The 19,292-nt window shown below is 73.3% G+C and carries 3 protein-coding genes; 1 reads left to right on the top strand and 2 read right to left on the bottom strand.

Annotated elements, in window-relative coordinates:
• Positions 1–113 precede the first annotated feature (113 nt).
• The gene (locus AW272_RS46105; protein WP_218011091.1) at positions 114–455 is read left to right on the top strand and encodes an aldo/keto reductase; all 342 of its coding nucleotides are present in this window, start codon (positions 114–116) and stop codon (positions 453–455) included.
• On the opposite strand, the gene AW272_RS45290 is transcribed toward AW272_RS46105, so the two are convergent.
• Both AW272_RS45290 and AW272_RS45730 read right to left on the bottom strand, forming a co-directional pair.
• Positions 382–14,493: a type I polyketide synthase gene (locus tag AW272_RS45290; RefSeq protein ID WP_066370954.1), complete on the bottom strand. Its 14,112-nt coding sequence runs from the start codon at positions 14,491–14,493 to the stop codon at positions 382–384. The two genes, AW272_RS46105 and AW272_RS45290, sit on opposite strands and share 74 nt — an antisense overlap.
• A gap of 20 nt (positions 14,494–14,513) precedes the next feature.
• Complete coding sequence (locus AW272_RS45730; RefSeq protein ID WP_066370951.1) at positions 14,514–19,262, bottom strand: type I polyketide synthase; 4,749 nt, start codon at positions 19,260–19,262, stop codon at positions 14,514–14,516.
• Between the last annotated feature and the right edge of the window lie 30 nt (positions 19,263–19,292).

Below are 19,292 nucleotides of genomic sequence, written 5' to 3'. Positions count from 1 at the left end.
CTCGGCGTCGACCACATCGACCTCTACTACCAGCACCGCATCGACCGGACGTCCCGTCGAGGACACCTGGGGCGCGATGAAGGAACTGGTCGACGCCGGGAAGGTCCGCTTCCTTGGCATCTCCGAGGCGGCGCCGGACACTGTCCGGCGCACCCCACGACGCCACCGCCGCCCAGATCGCCCTGGCCTGGGTCCTGGCCCAGGGCGAGGACGTCGTGCCCATCCCCGGCACCCGCCGCGCCGCCCGGGTCCAGGAGAACGCCCAGGCGGCCTGGCATCGCGTTGCCGGCCCAGGAGCTGGTCGCCCTCAACGGCCCGGCCGACCACGTCAGAGGCGAGCGCCACAACACCGCGGGCAGGTCGAGCGTCGACCTCCAACCGCTACTCGAAGAGGGAACCGAGCCATGCCCGCACCGCCGCCGCGGTCGTCGCGCCGTCCTCCAGCATCAGCGTGAAGTGGTTGCCGGGCACGTCGACGGCCGAGTGCGGCAGGCTCCAGGTGGCCCGCCAGTCGTCGTCACGGGTCCACGCCCCGATCGGTTCTGAAGCGCGGACCACCAGGGTCGGCGCGGTGATCTCCTTCGCCCTGAAGTCGAGGTACATCCGGCCGTACCACGCCTGGGCGGTCAGGCGGGTGTCGGTCATCGGGACGGCCAGGTGCTCGCGGCCGAAGGTGCCCTCGGTCAGCTCGGGCATCCACTCCTGGTGCATCGGACGGTCCATCGGATAGGTGTCCACCAGCACCACGCCGGAGGCGGGCACCCCCAGCTGGTCGAGCCGCCAGGCCAGCTCGTGCGCGAGGATGCCGCCGCCCGAGTGGCCCAGGACGACGAACGGCGCGTCGCCCGCGATCTCGATGAGCTCCCTGGCCTGCCAGTCGAGCGACACCTCCTTGGTCGTCGGCAGCGCCTCGCCGTCGCGGTAGCCGGGCAGGGGCAGCGCGATGACGTCGTGGGTGCCGCGGAAGGAGGCGGCGAAGCGGGCGAACTCGTGCACGCCGCCGAGCGCCGACATCCCCGTGTGGCAGACGATCCTCGGGCGCTGCGGCCCCCGGGACAGGAAGACCGGGGCGGCCGTGCCGGTGGGCGGGTCGTCCGCGTCGAACATCGGGCGGAAACCGGCCGCGTCGGACAGGAACTCCATGAACTTGAACATCCGGTCGCCCTGGCGCATGACCTCGTTGTAGAGGGTGCGCATCAGGCCGCTCTGTCCCGGCGGCTCGGCCGCGGCCTCGTCCACGCCGAACAGCGCCTCCTGCAGGTGGCGCGCGAGGGCGGCCGGGGTGGCGCTGTCGAACACGACCGTGCTGGCCAGGGTGGCGCCGGTGGCCGACTGAAGCCGGTCGCGCAACTCGATCGCGGTGAGGGAGTTGACGCCCAGCTCCAGGAACTGCTGGTCGGCCGCGATGCCGTCGACGTCCTCGTATCCGAGGACCGCCGCCGCGTGCGCGCGCACCAGGTCCAGGACGGCCGGGTGACGCTGCGCACCGGGCAGGGCCGCCAGCCGCTCGCGCAGCGCGGCCGCGTCCGGCTGGGCGCCGCGGGCGGCGGTGCCGTCGCGGCGGGCTCCGGGGAGTTCGTCCAGGAGGCGGCGGGGGCGGGCCAGCGTGTACGACTCGGCGAAGCGGGCCCAGTCGACGTCGGCGACGGTGACGCACGCCTCCCCGCGTCCCGGCAGCCGGGCGAGCAGGTCGAGCGCGTGGTCGGGCGACAGGGCCCGCAGTCCGGCGCGGGCCAGCCGCTCGGCCGCGTCGCCGGTGAGGCCGTCCTCATCGGCCCACGGTCCCCAGGCGATCGAGACGGCGGCGTGACCGCCGGCCCGGCGCGCGCAGGCCAGGGCGTCGAGGTAGGCGTTGGCCGCGGCCCGTGCGGGCTGCGCGCCGCCCCAGACACCGGCGACGGAGGAGAAGAGCACGAACGCGGACAGGTCGTGGTCGAGTGTCAGTTCGTGCAGGTGGCGGGCGCCGTCCACGGTGGGGCGCAGCACCTCGGCGACGCGTTCGGGGGTGAGCGCGGCCAGCGGGGTGTCGTCGGCGACCGCCGCCGCGTGCACGACCCCGGTCAGCGGACGGCTCGCCGGGATCGCGGCGAGCAGCGCGGCCACCGCGTCCCGGTCGGCGACGTCGCAGGCCGCGACCGTCACCTCGGTGCCGCCATCGCGCAGGTCGGCGACGAGCTCGGCCACTCCCGGGCTGTCGTGGCCGCGGCGGCCGGCCAGCAGCAGATGGGGCACGCCACGTCCGGCCAGCCAGCGGGCCACCCGGCGGCCGAGCGCGCCGGTGCCGCCGGTGATCAGGACGGTGCCCGTCGCCGCCCAGGTCAGCCGCTCCCCGACGGCCACCGACAGTTCCGGTGTCAGCCGCCGCGTGTGGCGGATGCCGTCGCGGATCGCCGCTTCGGGTTCGGCGCCGTCGGCCAGGAGGGTGACGAAGCGGTCCCAGGAGCCGGTGTCCAGGCGGGCGGGCAGGTCGACGATGCCGCCCCACCGTTCGGGCCGGGCCAGGTCGACGCCCCGGCCGAGCCCCCACAGGGTCGCCTGTTCCGGGTGCTTCGGCGGATCGGCCGGTCCGGTCGAGACGGCCTGGTGGGTGACGACCCACAGCGGCGCGCCGAGGTTGGTCTCGTCGAGCGCCTGGACGAGCGTCACGGTCGCGGGCACGCGGTCCTCCCCGTGGGCGAGCATGGACAGCACGCCCGTCACCTCGCCCGCCTGGCCGCACACCTGCCTGATCCGCGCGGCCAGCGCGGCGGGGTCGCCGCCGTCACCGTCGGCAGACAGCCGCACGACCTTGGCGCCCGCCGCGACCAGCACGAGCTCCGCCTCGGCGGCCAGGTCGTCGGCGGCCGGGGCGACCAGCAGCCAGACGCCGTCCAGGACGTCGGGGCCGGCGGCGCGGCTCTCCGGGCGCCACACGACGCGGTAGCGCCAGGAGTCGGCGAGCGACTCCTGCCGCCGGCGGCGACGCCAGGACGTCAGCGCGGGCAGCACCGTCTCCACGGTCTCCGGCCGGGTGTCGAGCGTGTCGGCGAGCCGGCCGAGGTCCTCGCCCTCGACCGCCGCCCAGAACAGCTCCTCGGCCGGGTCGGCCACCCCCGCCGCCAGCGCCTTCGGCCAGTAGCGTTCACGCTGGAAGGCGTAGGTCGGCAGGTCCACCTTCCGCCCGCCCGACAGCAGCACCGGCCAGTCGACGTGGACGCCGGCCGTCCACAGACGTCCCAGCGCGGTCTGGACGTGGTCGCGGCCCTCGCGCAGCAACGGCGCGGACACCGCACCGGTGATGATCTTGCCTGCCATGGCGCTCAGCACGCCGTCGGGCCCGAGCTCGACGAAACGGGTCACGCCCTGCTCCCCCAGGTAGGTGACGCCGTCGGCGAACCGGACCGTCTCGCGCACCTGCCGGATCCAGTAGCCCGGCTCGCCGATCCGGCCGGGACGTCCGGTCAGGTTGGAGATCACCGGGATGCGCGGCTCGGCGTAGGTCAGCGTCGCCAGGACCTTGGCGAACTCGGCGAGCATCGGTTCCATGAGCCGGGAGTGGAAGGCGTGGGAGACCTTCAGCCGGTTGTGCTTGAAGCCCCGGGAGGCCCATTCCTCGATGACGCCGGCGGGGCCGGAGATCACCACCGAGTCGGGGTTGACGGCCGCGATGTCCACCCGGTCGTCGGTGATCTCCTCTTCGGCGGTCTGGAGGGCGAGCATCGCTCCCCCGGCCGGGAGAGCCTGCATCAGGCGGCCTCGCGCGGCGACCAACGTACAGGCGTCTTCGAGAGAGAAGACCCCGGCGCAGTGCGCGGCCGCGATCTCACCGATCGAGTGCCCCAGCAGGAAGTCCGGAACCACCCCGAACGACTCCAGCAGCCGGAACAGCGCCACCTCGACCGCGAACAGGCCGGCCTGCGCGTAGACGGTCTGGTCGAGGTCCGGGCCGTCGGCGATCACGGTGGCGATCGGCCGGTCCAGGTGACGGTCGAACTCCGCGCAGACCGCGTCGAAGGCGGCGGCGAACTCCGGGTAGCGGGGGCGGAGGTCCAGACCCATGCCGAGGCGCTGGGCGCCCTGGCCGGTGAACAGGAAGGCGGTGCGGCCCTCGTCGGCCACGCCGGTCACCACGGAGGCGTTCGGCAGACCCGCGGCGACCGCCGCCAGCGCCCGCGCCAGGTCCTCGCGGTCGGCGCCCAGCACGACCGCGCGATGCTTCAGCGCCGCCCTGGCGGTGGCCAGGGACCAGCCGACGTCGCGGGGGCCGGGGGCATTCGCGGTGAAACGGCGCAGCCGGTCGGCCTGGCCGCGCAATCCGTCGGCGGTCCGCGCCGACACGATCCACGGGACCGGGCCCGACTTCTCCTCCCGATCGGGCGCGGGCCCGGCCGGGGCGGGCTGCTCCAGGATCACGTGGGCGTTGGTGCCGCTGATCCCGAACGAGGACACCCCGGCCCGGCGCGGCCGATCGGTCTCGAACCACGGCCTGGCCTCGGTCAGCAGCTCGACTGAGCCGGTCGACCAGTCGACGTGCGGTGAGGGCTCGTCCACGTGCAGCGTCGCGGGCAGCACGCCGTGCCGCATCGCCTCGATCATCTTGATCACGCCCGCCACCCCGGCGGCGGCCTGCGTGTGGCCGATGTTCGACTTCACCGAGCCCAGCCACAGGGGGCGCTCTCGTTCCTGCCCGTACGTCGCCAGCAGGGCCTGCGCCTCGATCGGGTCACCCAGCGTGGTGCCGGTGCCGTGCGCCTCCACGACGTCCACCTCCGACGGCGCGAGACGGGCGTTGGCCAGCGCCTGGCGGATCACCCGCTCCTGCGAAGGCCCGTTGGGGGCGGTCAGGCCGTTGGACGCGCCGTCCTGGTTGACGGCGCTGCCGCGCAGCACCGCGAGCACGGCGTGCCCATTGCGCTCGGCGTCCGACAGCCGCTCCAGCACCAGCAGGCCGACTCCCTCCGACCAGCCCGTGCCATCCGCCGAGGCGGCGAACGCCTTGCAGCGCCCGTCGGCGGCCAGGCCGCCCTGCCGGTCGAACTCGGCGAAACTCGCGGGCGTCGCCATCACCGTCACGCCACCGGCCAGCACCAGATCGCACTCGCCCCGCTGGAGCGCCTGCGCGGCCAGGTGCATCGCCACCAGCGACGAGGAACACGCCGTGTCCACGGTCAGCGCCGGGCCCTCCAGCCCGAACGAGTACGCCACCCGGCCCGACAGCATGCTGGTCACGCTGCCGGTCATCAGGTGCCCGTCCGCGCCCGAGGCCAGGTCGGTGCCGACGCCGTAGAGCGAGGAGGACGCGCCGATGATCACACCGGTCGGCGTGCGCTTCAGCGACAGCGGGTCGATGCCCGCCTGCTCGAACGCCTCCCAGGCCGCCTCCAGCAGGATGCGCTGCTGCGGATCCATCGCCAGCGCCTCACGCGGCGAGATGCCGAACAGGCCGGCGTCGAACTCGGTCACCGCCTCGACGAACCCGCCCCTGCGGGCGTAGGTGGCGGCGGCGTCCACCGACCAGCCCCGGTCGGCCGGGAAGGACGACACGCCGTCGCCGCCCTCCGACACCAGCCGCCACAGCTCCGCCGGGGTGCCGACGCCGCCGGGGAACCGGCAGCTCATCCCGACGATCACGACCGGCTCGTCCGGCTCGGCCACGGCGGTCACCGTGGCGTCGGCGGCATCCTGGCCGAACAGTTCCGCCTCCAGGAAGGCGGCCAGCGCCTCGGGGGTCGGGCGGTCGAACACCATCGTGACCGGGAGTTTCAGCCCGGTCCGCCCGGCCACCACGTTGCGGAGCTCCACCGCCATCAGGGAGTTGAATCCCAGGTCGCGGAAGGCCTGGCCGGCGCCCACCGCGTGCGGCGAGTCGTGGCCCAGCACCGCCGCCGCCCAGGACCGGACCGCGTCCAGCAGCATCCCCCGGCGCCGGACTCGCGGCATCGCCGCCAGGTCGGCCCGGAACGCCTGCGCGGGGTCGGCTCCCCCGGCCGGGGCCGCCGACGCGGCCTCGGGCAGGTCGCGGACGAGAGGGCCGGTCAGGCTCGCGCCGAACACCGGCCAGTCGATGTCGGCGATCACCACGTTGTCCGGTTCGCCGCCGATCGCCTGGGCCAGCGCCGCGACGGCCAGGTCCGGGTCCATCGGCGGAAGTCCGCCCCGGCGCATCCGCTCGATCAGCGTCCGGTCGTCTGCGGCCATGCCGCTCTGCGCCCACGGACCCCACGCCACCGACACGCCCGGCAGTCCCCGGTCGCGGCGGCGGCGCATCCACGCGTCGAGGAACGCGTTGGCCGCCGCGTAGTTGCCCTGACCGGCGCTGCCGACGGTGCCGGCCAGCGACGAGAACGCGACGAAGAAGTCGAGGTCGTGGTCGCGGGTCAGGTCGTCCAGGACGGTCAGTCCCTGCGTCTTGGGGCCGAGGACGCGCTCGAACCGGTCGGGGGTCAGCGAGTCGATCGTGCCGTCGTCCAGCGTGCCCGCCGCGTGGACCACACCGGTCAGGGGGAGGTCGGCCGGGATCCCGGCCAGCACCGCCGCGACCGCGTCCGGGTCGGCCACGTCGCAGGCCGCGACCGTGACACGGGTGCCCAGGGCCGACAGTTCGGCGACCAGGTCGTCCACGCCCGGGGCCGCGTTCCCCCGGCGGCTCGTCAGCACGAGGTGCGGCGCACCGCGCCCGGCCAGCCACCGGGCCACCACCGCGCCCAGCGCGCCGGTGCCACCGGTCACCAGGACCGTCCCGGAGGGGGTGATCTCGGCGGGCCTCCCGGCCTGGGCGCGGACCAGACGACGGCCGAACACGCCGGAGGCGCGGATCGCGACCTGGTCCTCATCGCCGGTCAGGACCGTGATCAGGCGCTGTCCGGCGCGCTCGTCGAGCACCGAAGGGAGGTCGATGAGGCCGCCCCAGCGGTCGGGATACTCCAGGGCCGCCACCCTCCCGAGTCCCCAGATCTGGGCCTGTACGGGATTCGCCAGCGGGTCCGACCTGCCGATCGAGACCGCGCCGACGGTCGCCGCCCACAGCGGGGCCTGGACACCGGCGTCGCCCAGCGCCTGGAGCAGGGTGACCGTCGTGACCAGGTCGGTCAGCGCGACCACACCGGCCACGTCTTCGAGCCGCTCTGCCAGAGATTCACGGTCGGGGTCGGTCAGGACCAGGCGGACCACTTCCGCACCGGCCGAGGCGAGTGCCGCTTCGACCTGCTGGACGAGCGGGTGCTCCTCGGGCACGACGAGCAGCCAGCGGCCGGTCAGGGACGCCGCTTTCTCGCCGGTCAGCGGCTTCCACGTCACCTGGTAGCGCCACGACTCCACCGCCGAGTCCTGGCGGCGGCGCTTGTGCCACGACGACAACGCCGGCAGCAGCGTCTCCACGTTCTCAGGCTGCGTGTCGAGGGTGTGGGCGAGTTCGCCGAGGTCCTCGCGTTCGACGGCGTCCCAGAAGCGGGACTCCACCACGTCACCGGACAGGACCGCTCGCGCGGCCACCGGCTCCGGCCAGAAGCGCTCCCGCTGGAAGGCGTAGGTCGGCAGGTCGACCCTGCGACCTGCCGTCAGCACCGTCGACCAGTCGAGGTCGGCACCAGAGGTCCACAGGTGGGCGAGCGCGGTCAGCGTCGTCTCGTGCTCGTCGCGGTCGCGGCGCATCAGCGGGGCGAACACGCCCTCGACGGACTGCTGGGCGAGACCGGACAGGACCCCGTCCGGGCCCAGCTCGACGAACCGGGTCACGCCCTGCTCACCCAGGTGCGTGACGCCATCGGCGAAGCGGACCGTCTCCCGGACCTGGCGGACCCAGTAGCCGGGCGTGGTCATCTCGCCGGACACGATGGGGATCTGCGGTTCGGCGAAACTCAGCGTCTCCAGGACCTGCGAGAACTCGGCGAGCATCGGTTCCATGAGCCGGGAGTGGAAGGCGTGCGAGACCTTCAGCCGGTTGTGCTTGAAGCCTCGGGTGGTCCATTCCTCGATGACGTCGGCGGGGCCGGAGATCACCACGGAGTCGGGGCCGTTCACGGCGGCGATGTCGATACGGTCGTCGACGATCTGGTCTTCGGTGGCCTGAAGGGCGAGCATCGCGCCGCCCGCCGGGAGCGCCTGCATCAGCCTGCCTCGCGCCGCGACCAGCGTGCACGCGTCTTCCAGCGAGAGGATGCCCGCGCAGTGCGCTGCGGTGACCTCGCCGATCGAGTGGCCCAGCAGATAGTCCGGGACCACCCCGAGCGACTCCAGCAGCCGGAACGACGCCACTTCCACCGCGAACAGACCTGCCTGCGTGTAGACGGTCTGATCCAGATCCGTGCCGTCGAGGATGACGTCCCGGATCGGCCGGTCCAGGAGAAGGTCGAGTTCGGCGCAGACCGCGTCGAACGCCTCGGCGAACACCGGGAAGGCCTCATAGAGGCCGCTTCCCATCCCGGGACGCTGGGCTCCCTGGCCGGTGAACAGGAACGCGGTCCTGCCTTCGCCCGCGACGCCGGAGATCACGCCCGCTGCGGGCTCACCGGAGGCGAGGGCGGTCAGGAGGGCGTCCCGATCGGGGCCCAGCACCACCGCGCGGTGCGACAGCGCCGCCCGGCCCAGCAGCGACCGGGCCACGTCCACCGGGGCCAGTTCCGCGACCGGCCCGCGCAACCGCTGCGCCTGTGCGGCCAAGGCCTCCGCCGAGCGGCCGGAGATCAGCCACGGCACGGGGCCATCGGCCGTTGCCTGGGCAGGCTCGTCGGCGGCCGGTGCGGCCTCGATGATCACGTGGGCGTTGGTGCCGCTGATCCCGAACGAGGAGACACCGGCCCGGCGCGGTCTGTCGGTCGAGGGCCAGGGCCGGGCCTCGGTCAGCAGCTCGACCGCACCCGTCGACCAGTCGACCTGCGGGGTCGGCTCGTCGACGTGCAGAGTCGCGGGCAGCACGCCGTGCCGCAGCGCCTGAACCATCTTGATCACACCGGCCACGCCGGCGGCGGCCTGGGTGTGGCCGATGTTCGACTTGATCGAGCCGAGCCACAGGGGGCGCTCCCGGGTCTGTCCGTACGTCGCCAGCAACGCCTGCGCCTCGATCGGGTCGCCCAAGGTCGTGCCGGTGCCGTGCGCCTCCACGACGTCCACGTCGGAGGCTTCCAGGCTGGCGTTGGCCAGCGCCTGGCGGATCACCCGCTCCTGCGAAGGCCCGTTCGGGGCGGTCAGGCCGTTGGAGGCGCCGTCCTGGTTGACGGCGCTCCCCCGGACGACCGCCAGGATCGTGTGCCCGTTGCGCCGGGCGTCCGACAGCCGCTCCAGGACCAGGACGCCGACGCCCTCGCCCCAGCCGGTGCCGTCGGCGGCGCCCGCGAAGGACTTGCACCGGCCGTCCGAGGCCAGGCCGCCCTGCCGGTTGAACTCACCGAACGCGCCCGGGTTCACCATCACCGCGACGCCGCCCGCCAGCGCCATGTCACACTCGCCGACGCGGAGCGCCTGCGCCGCCAGGTGCAGCGCCACCAGCGACGACGAACACGCCGTGTCCACCGTCACCGCCGGGCCTTCCAGCCCGAAGGTGTAGGCGACCCGGCCCGAGATCACGCTGTTGGCCGTACCGGAGAGCAGGTGACCCTCGACGCCTTCCAGCACCTGGCCGTAACCGTAGGCCGAGGACGAAGCGCCCGCGAAGACGCCCGTCAGGGTGCCGCGCATCGAGTGGGGGTCGATGCCGGCGCTCTCGAAGGCTTCCCACGCGCTCTCCAGGACGAGCCGCTGCTGCGGATCCATCGCGAGCGCCTCGCGGGGGGAGATGCCGAACAGGGCGGCGTCGAACGTGGTCGCGTCGTGGACGAAACCGCCCACCCCCGCGTCCGCGCCGGGGATCTGGTCGGGCCAGCCCCGGTCGGCGGGGAAGGGCGACAGGGTGTCGGTTCCGGCGGCGACGACGTCCCAGAGCTGGGCAGGGTTACGGATCTCGCCGGGGAAGCGGCAGCTCATGCCGATGATCGCGATCGGCTCGTCGAGGGCCGTCGCCTCTGCCGCGTGGGCGGGGGTGGACGATGCCGGTTCGCCGAGGCCGAGTTCGCCGTACAGGTAGGCCACGAGGGCGGTCGGGGTCGGGTGGTCGAAGACCATCGTGGCGGGCAGCCGCAGCCCGGTCTCCCGGTTGAGGCGGTTGCGCAGTTCGACGGCGGTCAGCGACTCGAAGCCGAGGTCCTTGAAGGTCCGCGTCGCCGCGATCGCCTGCGTGTCGGGAAGCTTGAGGACCGAGGCGACTTCGCCGCGGATCAGGTCGAGGAGGATCTGACGGCGCTGAGAGGTCGGCAGCGGGGTGAGACGGCGCGCCAGCGCCGAACCGTCCTCATGGTCGGAGGCGGCCGTCTGGTTCTGCCGCGCCTCGGGGAGTTCGGCGAGGAGGGGGCTGACGCGGGTGGCGGTGAAGGTGTCGGTGAAGCGGGGCCAGTCGATGTCGGCGACGGTCACGCAGTCGTCACCGGCGTCCACCGCGTGGGCGAGCGCCTGGATCGCCAGGTCGGGGTCCATCGGGATCATGCCGCGTTCGCGCAGGTAGTCGCGGGCGGCCTCCTGCGCGACCATCCCGCTTTCCCCCCAGGCGCCCCACGAGATAGAGGTGCCGGCGAGTCCCTGGGCGCGGCGCTGGGTGACCAGCGCGTCGAGGTAGGCGTTGGCCGCACCGTAGGCGGCCTGGCCGCCACTCCCCCAGACACCCGCGCCGGAGGCGAACACGACGAACAGGTCGAGGTCCCGGGTGAGTTCGTGCAGGTTCACCGCACCGGCGACCTTGCCGCCGAGCACGTGCGCGAGTTCGGCGGGACCGGTCTGGTCCAGCATCGTGGACTGCCCGACACCGGCCGCGTGCACCACTCCTGTGAGGTCGGGAACGGTGGCGAGCAGGTCGGCTAGCGCCGAACGGTCGGCCACGTCACAGGCGGCGACCGTCACTCGGGTGCCCAGCTCCGTCAGTTCCGCGACCAGGGCGTCCACACCAGGGGTGGCCGCGCCTCGACGTCCGGTCAGGATCAGGTGGGGCACGCCGCGTCCGGCCAGCCAGCGGGCCACGACCGCGCCGAGCGCGCCCGTGCCGCCGGTCACCAGCACCGAACCGTCCAAGCGCGCGCTCGTCGCGCCGGAGGTGCGGGGCGCGCGCACCAGTCGCCGGGCGAACACACCCGACGCGCGGACCGCGAGCTGATCCTCGTCCCCGGCTCCACCGCTGAGGATCGCCACCAACCGGGTGCTCGCACGGGCGTCGAGCGTGGCCGGGACGTCGATCAGACCACCCCACCGCCCGGGGTATTCCAAGGCCGCCACCCTGCCCAGGCCCCATGTCTGAGCCTGAACGGGACTGGTCAGCGGGTCTGAGCGGCCGATCGAGACCGCGCCGCCGGTCAGCGCCCACATCGGGGCCGCGATACCGGCGTCGCCCAGGGCCTGGATCAAAGCGACCGTCGCGGCCAAACCCTCGCCGAGGAGGGAGACCACTCCGGCGATCGGCCCGACCTCACGGAGAAGCTCGGCCGTCGCCTCGCGATCGGACACGGCCACCGTGATCACGTCCGCGCCCGCCGACCGCAGGACAGCCGCCACCTCGTCGCCGCCGTCCGTGGTCACCAGCAGCCACGATCCACTCAACATGGGCTGAGCAGGAAGGTCCGACACCGGCTTCCACACGATGCGGTAGCGCCAGGAGTCGATCACCGCATCACGGCGACGACTGCGACGCCAGGCCGACAGCGCGGGCAGCACCTCGCCGAGAAGTTCCGGGGCCTGCTCCAACTGCAAAGTGCCGGCCAGTGCTTCCAGGTCCTCGCGTTCCACCGCGTCCCAGAACTTGCCCTCGACCGGGTCCGCGTGCGCGGGCGTCTCGGTCACGGCGGGCAGGGGCATCGGCCAGTAGCGCTGCCGCTGGAACGCATAGGTCGGCAGTCCGATGCGGCGGCCGCCGTCCACGAATCCGGTGAAGTCGACGTCGACGCCCGCGCACCACACCTCGGCCAGCGAGGCCAGGAACCTGTCCGGGCCGCCGTCGTCCCGGCGCAGGGTGCCGACCGTGACGGCCTCGTCTTCGGCGGTCTCCTGTACGCCGAACGTCAGCACCGGATGCGGGCTGCACTCCACGAACAGCGATCGGCCATCGGCCAGCAGCGCCCTGGTGGCCTGCTCGAACTGCACCGGGGAGCGCAGGTTCTGGTACCAGTAGGCGGCGTCCATGACGGTGGTGTCGATGGAAGCGCCCGTCACGGTCGAGTACAGCGCGATGTCGGAGCTGCCCGGGGTGATCGAGGCCAGGTCTGCGAGGATCTTCGCCCGGATCCGCTCGACCTGGGGTGAGTGCGAGGCGTAGTCGACCGGAATCCGGCGAGCCCGGATCCCCCGGGCTTCACACTCGGCCAGCAGCTCGTCGAGTGCCTGCGGTTCGCCGGCGACCACGGTCGATGAAGGCCCGTTGAAGGCCGCGACCCCGTTGGGGAACAGGGCCTCCACCTGCTCATATCCAGCCGCGACGGAGACCATCCCACCGCCACCGGCCAGGGCGATCAGCGCTTTGCTGCGCAGTGCGACCACCCGAGCGCCATCGCTCAAAGACAGCGCACCGGCCACCACAGCGGCCGCGATCTCACCCTGCGAATGCCCGATAACCGCTGAGGGGTGGACGCCATGCGCCCGCCACGTCGCGGCCAGCGAGACCATCACCGCCCACAACGAGGGTTGGACCACGTCCACGCGGTCCAACCCGGTGCCCTCGCGGAGCACGTCGGTCAGCGACCAGTCCACGAATTCCGAGAGAGCCGCTTCGCACTCGGCCAGCCGCTCCCGGAACACCGGGGAGGAGTCGAGAAGGCCCTGCGCCATCCCGACCCACTGCGACCCCTGGCCGGGGAAGACGAAGACGACACCGCCACCTGCGTCAGTGCCCCGCACCACGTTGGCCGCGGACACATCACCGGCCAACGCGTCCAGACCGGTCAGCAACTCCTCACGCTCGGACCCGAGCACCACCGCGCGATGCGGCAACGCCGCCCGCGACAGCAGGGAGCGAGCCACATCCACACTGTCCGCGTCGTCCGAGGTCACGAACTCGCGCAGCCGGGCCGCCTGACCCTTGAGCCCTTCCGCCGTCTTCGCCGCCAGCACCCACGGCACCGGACCAGCCTGGGGAGCCGCCGGAACCTCCGCCTCGACCGGGGCCTGCTCCAAGATGACGTGCGCGTTCGTCCCGCTCATCCCGAACGACGACACGGCCGCACGGCGGGGCCGGTCGGTCTCGGGCCACTCTCGCGGTTCGGTCAGCAGCCGGACGGTGCCGGGCGACCAGTCCACCTGGGGAGAGGGCTGGTCGGCGTGCAACGTGCGAGGCATCAGGCCGTGCCGCATCGCCTGCACCATCTTGATCACGCCGGCCACACCCGCAGCAGACTGCGAATGCCCGATGTTCGACTTGATCGACCCCAGCCACAACGGCTGGTCGACGGTACGCCCCCGCCCATAGGTCGCGAGCAGGGCCTGCGCCTCGATCGGGTCACCCAGCCGGGTCCCGGTGCCGTGCGCCTCCACCACGTCCACGTCCTCGGCGGACAGCCGCGCACCCGCGAGCGCCTGGCGGATCACCCGCTCCTGCGCCGGACCATTGGGCGCGGTCAACCCGTTCGACGCGCCGTCCTGGTTGATCGAACTGCCCCGCACCACCGCGAGCACCTCGTGCCCCCGACGCCGGGCATCCGACAGCCGCTCCACCAGCAGCAGGCCCACGCCCTCCGACCAGCCCGCGCCGTCCGCGTCGGCCGAGAACGACTTGCACCGGCCGTCGGAGGACAGGCCGCCCTGCCGGCCGAACTCCACGATCTGCATCGGCGAGGTCATGACCGTCACGCCGCCCGCCAGGGCGAGATCGCAGCCGCCCTCCCGCAGCGACTGGATCGCCATGTGCAGCGCCACCAGCGACGACGAGCACGCCGTGTCCACCGTCACCGCCGGGCCTTCGAGCCCGAAGGAGTACGCCACCCGGCCGGACGCGATACTGGCCGCGGTGCCGATCATCAGGTGGCCCGCGACCTCTTCCGGCAGGTCCTTGCCCGAGCCGTAGCTGACGGCGGTGACGCCGACGAAGACGCCGGTGCGGGAGCCCTTCAGCGCGTGCGGGTCGATGCCGGCCTCTTCGAAGGTCTTCCACGCCGTCTCCAGCAGCAGCCGCTGCTGGGGCTCCATGCCGAGCGCCTCGCGGGGCGAGATGCCGAACAGGTCGGCGTCGAAGTCGGCGGCGTCGCCGATGAAGCCGCCCGCCCAGGACGGGTCGTCTCCGGACATGTCCCAGCCTCGGTCGGCGGGGAGCGGGGTGATGGCGTCCTGGCCGGTGGTGACCAGCCGCCACAGGTCGGCCGGGGACCGCACGTCGCCGGGGAAGCGGCAGGCCATCGAGACGATGGCGATCGGTTCGTCGGCCGCCGCCTCCACCTCACGGACCCGCTGGCGGGTCTGGTGGAGTTCGGCGATGACCCGGCTCAGATATTCGCGAAGCTTCTGCTCATTCGTCATTGGAACGTCGCCTTCCCGGCTCACAACAGGCCCAGGTCCCGATCGACCAGGTCGAAAAGTTCTTCGTTGGTGGCTGTGCTGAGTCGTTCCCGCAGGTCGTCGCCGTCGGCTCCGGCGCTTTCCGTACGCTGGCGGGCCAGCAGCGCCTCCAGGCGCAGGACGACGCGGACGCGGTCGATGTCGTCGTCAGGACGGCCGAGCAGCGTCTGCTCGAGCAGGTCCAGTTCGGCGGCGGAGGGCAGCTCGGCGTGCCCGCCTTCGGGCAGGACCGCTTCGCGCAGGTAGTCGGCGAGCAGGACCGGCGTCGGGTGGTCGAAGACCATGGTGGCCGGCAGGGGCAGGCCGATGGTGTCGCCGAGCCGGTTGCGCAGTTCCACGGCGGTCAGCGAATCGAACCCGCACTCGCGGAACGACCGGCCGTTCTCGATCGCGTGGGGGGTGTCGTGCCCGAGGACCGCCGCCGCGTGGCCCCGCACCAGGTCGAGGAGGTGCAGGTCCCGGTCGGCGGAGGGCAGGGCGGTGAGGCGTTGCCGCAGGGCGGCGAGCCGGTCGGTGTCCGGGCCGGTGTCGGGCGATCCCGCCAGGAGTTGGCGCACCTCGGGGATCTCGTCGAAGAGACGGCTGGGCCGCAGGGCGGTGAAGGCAGGCACGAACCGGTCCCAGGCGATGTCGGCGACGGTGACCGTCCCGGTGTCCTGGTCCATCGCCTGCTGGAAGGCGCGCATCGCCGGGTCGGGCGCCATGACGGAGATGCCGCGGCGGCGCATCGGTTCCTTGGCGGCCTGGTCGACCAGGCCGCCGCCGTCCCAGGGCCCCCAGGCGACCGAGATCGTCCTGACGCCTTCCGCGCCGCGGCGCTGGGCGAGCGCGTCGAGGTAGGCGTTGGCCGCCGCGTAACCAGCCTGTTCGCCCACGCCCCACACGCCGGCGATGGAGGAGAAGTAGACGACCGCGTCCATGGCGCGGCGGTCGAGCAGTTCGTCCAGGTGCCGGGCGCCGGAGATCTTGGCGGCGGCGGTGCGGCCGAGTTCGGCCAGGGTGGTGTCGGTCAGCGGAGCGGAGTTCCCGACGCCCGCGGCGTGCACGACCGCGCGGAGCGGGGGTTCGGCCGTGCCGATCTGGTCGATCAGCCGGGCGACGTCGGCCCGGTCGGCCATGTCGCAGGCGGCCACGGTGACCTTCGCGCCAAGGGCGGCCAGGTCGGCTTCCAGCTCGGCCAGTCCGGTCGCCGCGCGTCCGGCGCGGCTGACCAGCACCACGTGTTCGGCGCCTTCGCGGGCGAGCCACCGTGCGACGTTCGCGCCCAGCGCGCCCGTGCCGCCGGTCACCAGGACGGTGTCGCGCGGTCGCCAGCGCGGGGCGCCGGAGTCCGTCGGCGCGCGCAGGAGCCGGCGTGCGAAGACGCCGTCGGAGCGGATCGCCAGCTGGTCTTCTCCGTCGGCCGAGCCGAGCAGGCCGATCAGGCGGTCGATCGCCGCCATGTCGATCGCCTCAATGTCGATCGCCGGGATGCCGGGATCGGCGGGCAGGTCGACGAGGCCGCCCCACAGGTGCGGATGTTCCAGGGCGACGACGCGGCCCAGGCCCCAGACCGCCGCCTGTGCCGGGCTCGCCGGCGGTTCGTGGTCGAGGGTCGACACCGCGCCGCGCGTCACGCACCACACCGGGGCGCTCAGGCCCACCTGTACGGCGGCCTGCGCGAGCAGCAGCGTCGTCGCCGTCCCCGCGGGCACCTCCAGGAGGGCAGGGTGCGGGTTCTCGTCCAGGGCGAGGAGGGAGAGCAGTCCGGCCGGCGCTCCGTTCCGGGTGGCCACCAGCAGGAGGGCGGCCAGGTCCGTCTCGTCGGTCACGTCGGCGGGAACGGTCACCTCGGTCACATCGGCGCCGTGGCTGAACAGGCCGTCGCGGCAGGAGCGGGCGATCGCGCCGTCGGCGAGGGCCTCCGGGACCAGCAGCAGCCAGACGCCCGAGACGTGCGGGGCGGGCACGTCGGGCACCGGCTCCCAGCCGACGCGGTAGCGCCATCGGGCGACCTCGGCCTGTTCCCGGCTCCGGCGGTGCCAGGAGGCCAGCAGGGGCAGGGCCTGTCGCAGGGAGGCGCGTTCGTCGTGGTCGCTCACGCCGATGTGGTCGGCGATGGTGTCGGCGTCCGCGCCGGCGACCGACTCCAGCCAGCCGGTCTCGCCGGTGGGCTCGGCCGGGTAGAGCCAGAACCGTTCGTGCTGGAACGGGTAGATGGGCAGCTCCACCCGCTTGCCGTGACCGGCGAAGAGGTTCGCCCAGTTCACCGCGACGCCACGGGTCCAGAGTTCGGCGAGGGCGGTGACGAAGGCGTCGTCGCGGTCGTGGCGCATGATCGGCGCGAACACGCCGTCGGCGGACTGCTGGGCCAGCCCGCACAGCACGCCGTCGGGGCCCAGCTCCACGAACCGGGACACGCCCTGGTCGCGGAGGTAGGTGACGCCGTCGGCGAAGCGGACCGTATCGCGCACCTGGCGCACCCAGTAGCCCGGGGTGGTCATCTCGCCGCCCACGATGGGGATCTGCGGTTCGGCGAAGGTCAATGTGGCCAGGACCTGCGCGAAGTCGTCCAGCATCGGTTCCATGAGCCGGGAGTGGAAGGCGTGCGAGACCTTCAGCCGGTTGTGCTTGAGGCCCCGCGCGGCCCATTCCTCGATGACGTCGGCGTCGCCGGAGATCACGATCGCCGAAGGGCCGTTGACGGCGGCGATGTCGACCCGGTCGTCGTCGATCTGGTCTTCGGTGATCTGGAGGGCGAGCATCGCGCCCCCGGCCGGGAGTGCCTGCATCAGGCGGCCGCGCGCGGCGACCAACGTACAGGCGTCTTCGAGGGACAGGATCCCGGCGCAGTGCGCGGCCGCGACCTCACCGATGGAGTGCCCGAGCAGGAAGTCGGGCACCACGCCGACGGACTCCAGCAGCCGGAAGGAAGCCACCTCCACGGCGAACAGGGCGGCCTGCGCGTGCACCGTCTGGTCCAGATCGACGCCGTCGAAGTCCAGGTCCAGCAGGGCGCACGCGGCGTCGAAGGTCTGGGCGAACACCGGGAACCGGGCATGCAGCTCGCGTCCCATTCCGGCGCGCTGCGAGCCCTGGCCGGTGAACAGGAACGCGGTCCGGCCCTCGCCGACCACGCCCGAGACGACACGGCTGCTCGGCCGGCCCTCCGCGAGCGCGGCCAGGCCCTCTCCCCCGCTGTCCAGCACCACGGCGCGGTGCTCCAGGGCGGCACGCGCCAGCAGGGACCGGCCGACGTCCACCGGGTCCGGTGCTTGTGGCCCGGTCACGAGGTCGTGGAGGCGGGCGGCGTGGGCGCGGAGCGCGTCGGCGGTGCGGGCGGCCAGCGGCCAGGGCACCACGCCGGGCATCGGGCCCGCCGGGACCTCCTCGGTGTCCGAGGGGGCCTGTTCGACGATGACGTGGGCGTTGGTGCCGCTGATCCCGAACGACGACACGCCCGCCCGCCGGGGCCGATCCGTCGAGGGCCACGCGCGGGCCTCGGTCAGCAGTTCGACCGCGCCGGCCGTCCAGTCGACCTGGGGAGAGGGCTGGTCGGCGTGCAGGGTGGGCGGCAGCACGCCGTGGCGCATCGCCTCCACCATCTTGATCACCCCGGCCACCCCGGCGGCGGCCTGGGTGTGGCCGATGTTCGACTTCACCGACCCCAGCCAGAGGGGTTCCTCCCGGTCCTGTCCGTAGGTCGCCAGCAGCGCCTGCGCCTCGATCGGGTCGCCCAGCCGGGTGCCGGTGCCGTGTCCCTCCACCGCGTCGACGTCGGACGGCGACAGCCGCGCGCTCGCCAGCGCGTCGGTGATCACCCGCTGCTGCGAGGGGCCGTTGGGGGCGGTGAGACCGCTCGACGCGCCGTCCTGGTTGACCGCGCTCCCCCGGATCACCGCGAGGACCTGGTGCCCGTTGCGCTGGGCGTCCGACAGGCGTTCCAGCAGGAGCATGCCGACGCCCTCGGCCCAGCCGGTGCCGTCGGCCGAGGCGCCGAAGGACTTGCACCGGCCGTCGGAGGCCAGGCCGCCCTGCCGGTCGAAGCCGACGAAGGTGTCCGGGGAGACCATGACGGTCGCGCCGCCGGCGAAGGCCAGCGACGACTCGCCCGAGCGCAGCGACCGGCAGGCCAGGTGCAGCGCCACCAGCGACGACGAGCACGCCGTGTCGACCGTCACCGCGGGGCCCTCCAGCCCGAAGGCGTAGGAGATGCGGCCGGAGGCGATGCTGCCCATGCTGCCGACTCCCAGGTAGGCGTCCACCCCCTCGGGGACGTCGATCATGCGGGCGCTGTAGTCGTGGTACATCAGCCCGGCGAAGACCCCGGTACGGCTGCCGCGCAGCGACAGCGGATCGACGCCGCCCCGCTCGCACGCCTCCCAGCACGCCTCCAAAAGCAGCCGGTGCTGCGGGTCCATGGCCGTCGCCTCACGCGGCGAGATGCCGAACAGCCCCGGGTCGAACACGTCGGCGTCGTAGAGGAAGCCGCCGGTCCGCGCGAACGAGGCCCGCTCGTCGACGCGCCAGCCCCGGTCGTCGGGGAAGGCGGAGATCGCGTCCACGCCTTCCGAAGTCAGCCGCCACAGCGCCGCGGGGCTGTCCACGCCGCCGGGCAGCCGGCAGGCCATGCCGACGATCGCGATCGGCTGCCGGTCCGCCGACTCGGCGGCGTGCAGGCGTTGCCGGGTCTGGTGCAGCTCGGCCGTGACCCGCTTGAGGTAGTCGCGCAGTTTCCGCTCGTCCGCCATCTAGGCCTCACATGGTCTGGGAGTGGGCTT

The organism is Herbidospora mongoliensis, assembly GCF_001570545.1.
GTDB classification, from domain to species: Bacteria; Actinomycetota; Actinomycetes; order Streptosporangiales; family Streptosporangiaceae; genus Herbidospora; species Herbidospora mongoliensis.
Note: the sequence above shows the minus strand (reverse complement) of the source record. Positions and strands in the feature narration are given on the sequence as shown.

Coding starts and splice junctions, on each gene's coding strand:
- AW272_RS45290 (WP_066370954.1), bottom strand. CDS start 14,493: ATGACGAATGAGCAGAAGCTTCGCGAATATCTGAGCCGGGTCATCGCC.
- AW272_RS45730 (WP_066370951.1), bottom strand. CDS start 19,262: ATGGCGGACGAGCGGAAACTGCGCGACTACCTCAAGCGGGTCACGGCC.